7 protein-coding genes are annotated in these 6,431 nt (G+C 42.5%); 4 read left to right on the forward strand and 3 right to left on the reverse strand.

What is annotated here, in order from left to right; translation table 11 throughout:
• The first annotated feature begins 137 nt into the window (after window positions 1-137).
• A complete protein-coding gene (gene ntdP / locus EP58_RS07895) occupies window positions 138-665 on the forward strand; it encodes a nucleoside tri-diphosphate phosphatase (RefSeq protein WP_036062731.1) in 528 nt (175 codons plus the stop codon).
• A 64-nt stretch (window positions 666-729) separates the two neighbouring features.
• Here ntdP and EP58_RS07900 read toward each other — a convergent pair whose 3' ends face one another.
• Window positions 730-1,398 carry an NAD(P)H-dependent oxidoreductase gene (locus EP58_RS07900; RefSeq protein WP_036092121.1) on the reverse strand — a complete coding sequence of 223 codons (669 nt, stop codon included), beginning with the start codon at window positions 1,396-1,398 and terminating at the stop codon, window positions 730-732.
• 119 nt (window positions 1,399-1,517) lie between these two features.
• Between EP58_RS07900 and EP58_RS07905 the strand changes: the two genes are divergently transcribed.
• Entirely contained in the window at window positions 1,518-1,889 is a 372-nt protein-coding gene (locus EP58_RS07905; RefSeq protein WP_036092124.1) for a winged helix-turn-helix transcriptional regulator, read from the forward strand.
• Between the two features lie 21 nt (window positions 1,890-1,910).
• Here EP58_RS07905 and EP58_RS07910 read toward each other — a convergent pair whose 3' ends face one another.
• Together EP58_RS07910 and EP58_RS07915 are read right to left on the reverse strand one after the other, a co-directional pair.
• On the reverse strand, window positions 1,911-2,996 hold the full coding sequence (locus tag EP58_RS07910; protein ID WP_036092127.1) for an aromatic acid exporter family protein: 1,086 nt from the start codon (window positions 2,994-2,996) through the stop codon (window positions 1,911-1,913).
• Between the two features lie 66 nt (window positions 2,997-3,062).
• Window positions 3,063-4,355, reverse strand: coding sequence for a glutamate-1-semialdehyde 2,1-aminomutase (locus EP58_RS07915; protein WP_036092128.1), 1,293 nt, complete (start codon window positions 4,353-4,355; stop codon window positions 3,063-3,065).
• Window positions 4,356-4,497: 142 nt separating this feature from the next.
• Between EP58_RS07915 and EP58_RS07920 the strand changes: the two genes are divergently transcribed.
• Together EP58_RS07920 and perR are read left to right on the forward strand one after the other, a co-directional pair.
• On the forward strand, window positions 4,498-5,451 hold the full coding sequence (locus EP58_RS07920) for a D-2-hydroxyacid dehydrogenase (RefSeq protein WP_236637318.1): 954 nt from the start codon (window positions 4,498-4,500) through the stop codon (window positions 5,449-5,451).
• 98 nt (window positions 5,452-5,549) lie between these two features.
• Window positions 5,550-5,996 carry a peroxide-responsive transcriptional repressor PerR gene (gene perR / locus EP58_RS07925; RefSeq protein ID WP_036092133.1) on the forward strand — a complete coding sequence of 149 codons (447 nt, stop codon included), beginning with the start codon at window positions 5,550-5,552 and terminating at the stop codon, window positions 5,994-5,996.
• Window positions 5,997-6,431 lie beyond the last annotated feature (435 nt).

Below are 6,431 nucleotides of genomic sequence, written 5' to 3' on the forward strand. Positions count from 1 at the left end.
CGCCCCCTAACAATTTCTGTCGAGGCTAAACGGGCTCTTTCCGCTTTTCGTGTCTTTTCAGTTTTTTTGCAACGGATTGCGTGGTATAATGGAAAAGGATGTTAGATCGATAGTACATGGAGAAAGTAGGATATTGGATGTACTTACCTAAAGAGAAAGAAATAATTCAAATCAAAAGCTACAAACACGACGGCTCACTTCATCGTACTTGGAAAAAAACGGTTGTTTTGAAATCGACGGAAAACGTTATTATCGGTGGGAATGATCATACCTTAGTGGTAGAATCGGATGGCCGAAAGTGGGTAACTCGCGAGCCTGCCATTTGCTATTTTCACAGTGAATACTGGTTTAACGTGATTTCAATGATTCGAGAAGACGGGATTTATCATTATTGTAACCTAGGCACGCCTTTTGCATCGGACGAGGAAGCGGTGAAGTATATCGATTACGATTTGGATATCAAGGTATTTCCAGATGGTCGCTTCCACTTGTTAGATGAAGGCGAATACGAGCAACATAGACGACAAATGAAATATCCAGACTCCATCGACCGTATACTGAGGCACAATGTAGATGTCCTTTCGCACTGGATTCTGGACAAAAAAGGTCCGTTTTCAAAAGATTACATCGACATTTGGTATGAAAAGTACAAAGAATATCGCTAAATTGTAGTAAAAACACGCAAAACAAGCTTCCATCACCGGAATCTTGTTTTGCGTGTTTTGTCGTTTAATATACTGTTTCAACATGTGCGTCTAGCGATTGACGCGTTTTCTCACGGTTCGGTGCAGCTGCACGATATCCAAACGCGAGCATCGCAGAAACACCAAACTCATTCGGATCAACCAACTGCTTCTCAATCAACAGTTTCTCCACCGCATTTTTATCAAATCCCTCAATCGGACAAGAATCAATCCCAATCGCAGCCGCACTCGTCATCATGTTCGCCATCGCCAAATACGCTTGTCGGCTAGCCCACTCAAAAACCAGTCGATCGTCCGCGAGCAAGTCAAAATCATGCGCCAAGAAATTTTTAAAGTGATTCGTGTAAACAGCAACCACCTCGTCCGGCATTTGAGCGACATTTCGCAGATGGTTCTGAATATATTCCGATTCCGGCGCCAAAGCCTCTTTCGTACGCGCCAGCAAAATCACGAATTTATCCGCGGTCGGCAATTGCGTCTGCGCACCCCAAGAAAGTGGCATCAACGCTTCACGCAACTCCTTATTCTCCACAACAAGCAATTTCCAAGGCTCAAAACCAAAAGATGAAGGCGATAACCGCGCCGTTTCTAAAATAAACTGAAAATCCTCGTCACTCATTTTTTTCGTTGTATCAAATTCCTTACAAGCAAAGCGATAATGGAAAGCATCTAAAATTTCTTGTTTTTTTGACATCTGAAAAATCCCTCCTAATTTGTTTGACTTTCCTAGTATATCAAGTAAAATAAAAAAAGATAGTATGCACATTTTTGTTAGGTAGGTACATTTTGTATACTGTAAAGAGGAGGGGAACTATGCAAAAACGTAAAATCGATTTCTCATGTGGCGCTGATGTCACATCTTCGGTTATCGGCGGCAAATGGAAATTACAAATCCTATATCGACTCATGGACAAAACGATTCGCTTCAATGAATTCCGCCGTCTCATGCCCGAAATAACACAGCGAATGCTAACATTGCAATTACGCGAATTAGAAGAAGACGGCATCGTTCACCGTGAAATATACCACCAAATCCCGCCGAAAGTAGAATATAGCTTAACCGAAGTAGGCGAGTCACTCCTCCCGCTAGTCCGAGCCATGTGCGATTGGGGAGACACGAACAAGCAAACAATTATCAGTAACCGCACGTTCACCGAACATACAAAAGAACCGAGTCAGCTATAAACGCCAACTCGGTTTTTCCTGTTATTCATGCACATCAATATCAATCTTATTTTCCTCATCATGCCGCAATTTGAAGCTATGAATCAATTTTTCCAAGTAATCGATCGTTTCCTGGTAAGCAAAGACACACGCGATAATCCGCATCAAGTGATATTGATCGATACCCTCATCGTCGTCCTCCTTATCAATCTCCTTCATCTCATTCAAAAATAGCCGCATCAAGTCTGCCGGATCCTGCGAAAAATGCTTCTCCGCATAGTTCAAATCCACCGAAACCTTGTCGATATACGTCAACAACAACTGCTCATGCGTGTCCGTCAAATAATCAATTTGCATCCGAATCAATTCCTGTTTATCAGGCGGCAACTGCAAAAAGTCGTTTTCATAGCGATGCAAAATTCGTAGCAACTCGTAGCCCTTTTGAGAACAAAGGATCATTTGCCGGTAGACCGCAATTTTTCGCGACTTAGAAATGTTCGTTCGCCGCAAAAACGTCCGTTCCTCGCGATACAATTCATAATAACTACTCATTTGCGTAATCTGTTTTTGCATCCACTTCATGTCTTTTTTGAGGAGCGGAAAATCTGCCGCATGACGTAAATTCAACTTAATCCAGCGCATAATCTCATCATTTGTACTATAAATAAACTGGAATAAAGTCACCTCATATTTTGGCGGCAAGAAAATCAAGTTCACGATAAACGCTGCGACAAGCCCAAGCATAATCGTACCAAATCGCGTCAGTGCAATCATTAAAAAGTCGCTGGTCGGCGAATCCATCACGATAACGAGCGTCACGAGCGCCAAACCGATCGTTTTTTCAAGCTTGAATTGAATCAACAGCGCCACACAAAGAATCGACGCAATCCCAATCAATATGAAATCATTCCCGATATAAAGCCCAAAGCCAATCGCGATGGCCGCACCAATCACATTCCCTTGCGCCCGCTGTAAAATTTCTAAATAAGACCGATAAATCGATGGTTGTACTGCAAAAATTGCCGAAATCCCTGCTAAAGAAGGAGAAGGGGAGTGACAAAGCTCGGCAATAAAAAGTGCTAAACTTATCGCAATTCCTGTTTTTATAATCCTAGCCCCGAATTTCATCGCTGGTTATTCCTTTCTGTACTCTATTTCTCCTATTATAACCGTTAAGCTTGCTTTACAAACCAATTAAAGCGCCATTTTAGCGAAAACGCGGTCCACAGCTGCAAGCGTATCTTCAATATCCGTGTGCGTGTGCGCCGTCGTAATGAACCAAGCCTCATATTTAGAAGGAGCCAACATAATGCCTTCCTCGACCATCAACTTGAAAAATTGACCAAACTGCTCGCCATTCGTACCTTGCGCATCCTCATAAGTCACGATTTCCTGATCCGTAAAGTAAACCGTCAAAGCCCCTTTAATCTGATTAATCGTCACCGAAATCCCGTGTCTAGCAGCCGCATTCAAAATCCCGTTTTTCAGGCGAACACCGAATTTTTCAAACCTATCATAAATCCCGGGCTCTTGCAAAACTTCCAGACAAGCAATCCCAGACTGAATCGACGCAGGGTTTCCAGCCATTGTACCAGCTTGATACGCGGGGCCGAGCGGAGCAACTTTTTCCATGATATCAACACGTCCACCGTACGCGCCAATTGGCAAGCCACCACCGATAATTTTCCCAAGAGCTGTCAAATCCGGCGTCACACCTAGTAGATTTTGCGCGCCACCATACATAAATCGAAACGCGGTAATGACCTCATCGTAAATAACGAGCGCTCCAGCCTCATGCGTCAGCTCGTTCACCGTTTCCAAAAAGCCATCAACAGGCCCAACAATCCCGAAATTACCAATAATCGGCTCCACTAAAACCGCAGCAACCTGATCGCCCCAAATACGAATCGCCTCTTTGAAACTAGCAATATCGTTGAAAGGAACCGTAATCACTTCCTCCGCAGTAGCCGTCGTGACACCAGCAGAGTCAGGCGTGCCAAGCGTTGAAGGACCAGAACCCGCTTCCACAAGTACCAAATCAAAATGACCATGATACGAGCCAGCAAATTTAATAATTTTATCACGCCCAGTATACGCACGCGCCACACGAATCGTCGTCATAACCGCTTCCGTCCCAGAATTCGTAAACCGTACTTTTTCCAAAGAGGGAATTGCTTCCTTCAACATTTTTGCGAAAGTAACCTCATGTCGCGTCGGAGTCCCGTATAAAACACCCGTTTCAGCCGCATGCGTGATCGCTTTTGTAATATGAGGGTGCGCATGTCCAGTAATAATTGGTCCATAAGCCGCCAAATAATCGATATACTTATTACCATCGACATCCCAGAAATAAGCGCCATTCGCACGTTCCATCGTCACGGGAATCCCACCACCAACACCTTTATAAGAACGCGACGGACTATTCACCCCGCCAACAATATGCTCGAGCGCCTCCGTATGTAACTTTTCCGACTCAGAATGGTTCATTTTTGATACATCTCCTTCATTAATGTTTCTTCCCTTCCCATTTTAGTTGAAATAGCGCCAGACTGCAATGAATAGAAGCAAGTTCATTGTAACCCGAGCAAAAAGAGTCTAGAATAAAAGTAAATAACACGCAGAAAGTGAAGTGATCCTGTTGAAAATACTATTCACCATGCCAATTCCAGATGACCTCAAAGCAAAGCAACAAGAACAATTCCCCGACCACACATACGAATACATAGAAAATTTAGCATCCTATCAAGAGATACATACGGTAGACTGCATCGTGTCTTACGGTTCAGATATCACAGAATCCATCATTGAAGACGCAAAAGCGCTACGCTGGCTCATGATTTTCTCCGCAGGAATTGAAGAACTCCCTCACGCCAAACTCCAAGAAAAATCAATCCTAGTCACCAACGTCCGAGGAATCCACGCCATCCCAATGGCAGAGTTCACAATAGCTTACATGCTTTCCTACGTGAAGCGGTTAGCCAATTTTGCAACAAAACAAACGCTAAACAGCTGGGAACGCGATTCAAAAATAGGCGAGCTAGCAGAAAAAACAATCATCATCGCCGGAACAGGAGCGATAGGAAGTCAAATCGCCCAATTCGCCAAAGCCTTCCAAATGAGGACAATCGGCGTCAACACAACCGGAAATACTTTAGCACCATTCGATAAAGCAGTCTCTATAGAAGAAATGCAAACCGTCCTACCAGAAGGCGACTTCATCGTATCTGTTTTACCAGAAACGAACGCAACCAGATCACTCTACAAAAAAGCACATTTTGAAGCCATGAAAAACAGCGCCGTATTCATCAATATCGGTCGAGGCTCCGCAGTATCAGAAGAAATCCTATTAGACATAGCGACAAATAAAACAATCGCGCATCTTTACTTAGACGTTAGCCCAATCGAGCCATTACCAAAAAATCACGCTCTCTGGAACTTCCCGAATGTTACCGTCACACCACACGTCTCCGCCCACTCACCCAAATACCTATATAGAAGCTTCGACATCTGGCTCGAAAATGTTGCAAGATTTCAAAAAGAAGAACCATTATTAAACACGATTAATTTGAATAGAGGCTACTAAGAGAAATGGTCAGGCATCCCAATGTTGACAGAACCCGCCAAAGTTAGGTAGAATAGGGTATATGTACAATCTATTTAAATTAAGCGAGAAAGGAGTGCATGACGGTGTCTAATTCTCATTCTCATTTACGAGAAGCAATAGATGTCTTGAAAAAAACTGGAGTCAGAATAACTCCTCAACGTCATGCTATACTTGAATTCTTAATTAATGCCGATACCCATCCTACCGCTGACGAGATTTACAGAGCGCTTGAAGGGAACTTCCCCAATATGAGTGTAGCTACAGTCTACAATAATCTACGCGTATTCCGAGAAGCAGGACTAATTAAAGAATTACCATATGGCGATTCATCCAGCCGTTTTGATTTTTCTACATCCGAACATTACCACGCAATCTGCAATGAATGCGGTAAGATAGTAGATTTTCATTATCCCGGTTTAGACGAAGTAGAACATTTTGCAGCCAGTGTCACAGGATATGAAGTAAACAAACACCGATTGGAAGTCTACGGAACATGCCCAGAATGCCAATCAAAAAAAATATAACACATCCAGAAAACCATCACTTCACCCGATTTGATGGTTTTTTTTCTTATTTTGCATAAAAACTATTATATTTATGCAAAAAAAATCAAAATCAACAAATGGCTACATAGCAATGTTTAACGCATACATTTTGGTGGAATTAGAGTACAGTCCGAAAAAAAAAGAAAATATTATGCATAACTTGGTTGACATTATCCTGATTAATTGATATATTAGTTCTCGGCGCTACTAACCAACGCTTTTACACAGAAAAATAACACAAAATAAATTATACAAAGTTGTTGACAGATAGGTGCTAGAATGGTATGATTTAAAAGTCGCAAAAAACAAAACAACGTAAGTGATAGCAACGCGAAAATGACCTTTGAAAACTGAACAGAAACAAAGATAAAACCAATAGAGACAGTGATGTTTCTAGGTAAGAATCGCAGGGCG

Source organism: Paenilisteria newyorkensis, assembly GCF_000766145.1.
GTDB classification, from domain to species: domain Bacteria; phylum Bacillota; class Bacilli; order Lactobacillales; family Listeriaceae; genus Listeria_A; species Listeria_A newyorkensis.

Bases quoted from the DNA above. Each gene is read 5' to 3' on its own strand.
- ntdP (WP_036062731.1), top strand. From the start codon at position 138: ATGTACTTACCTAAAGAGAAAGAAATAATTCAAATCAAAAGCTACAAA.
- EP58_RS07900 (WP_036092121.1), bottom strand. From the start codon at position 1,398: ATGTCAAAAAAACAAGAAATTTTAGATGCTTTCCATTATCGCTTTGCT.
- EP58_RS07905 (WP_036092124.1), top strand. From the start codon at position 1,518: ATGCAAAAACGTAAAATCGATTTCTCATGTGGCGCTGATGTCACATCT.
- EP58_RS07910 (WP_036092127.1), bottom strand. From the start codon at position 2,996: ATGAAATTCGGGGCTAGGATTATAAAAACAGGAATTGCGATAAGTTTA.
- EP58_RS07915 (WP_036092128.1), bottom strand. From the start codon at position 4,355: ATGAACCATTCTGAGTCGGAAAAGTTACATACGGAGGCGCTCGAGCAT.
- perR (WP_036092133.1), top strand. From the start codon at position 5,550: ATGACGGTGTCTAATTCTCATTCTCATTTACGAGAAGCAATAGATGTC.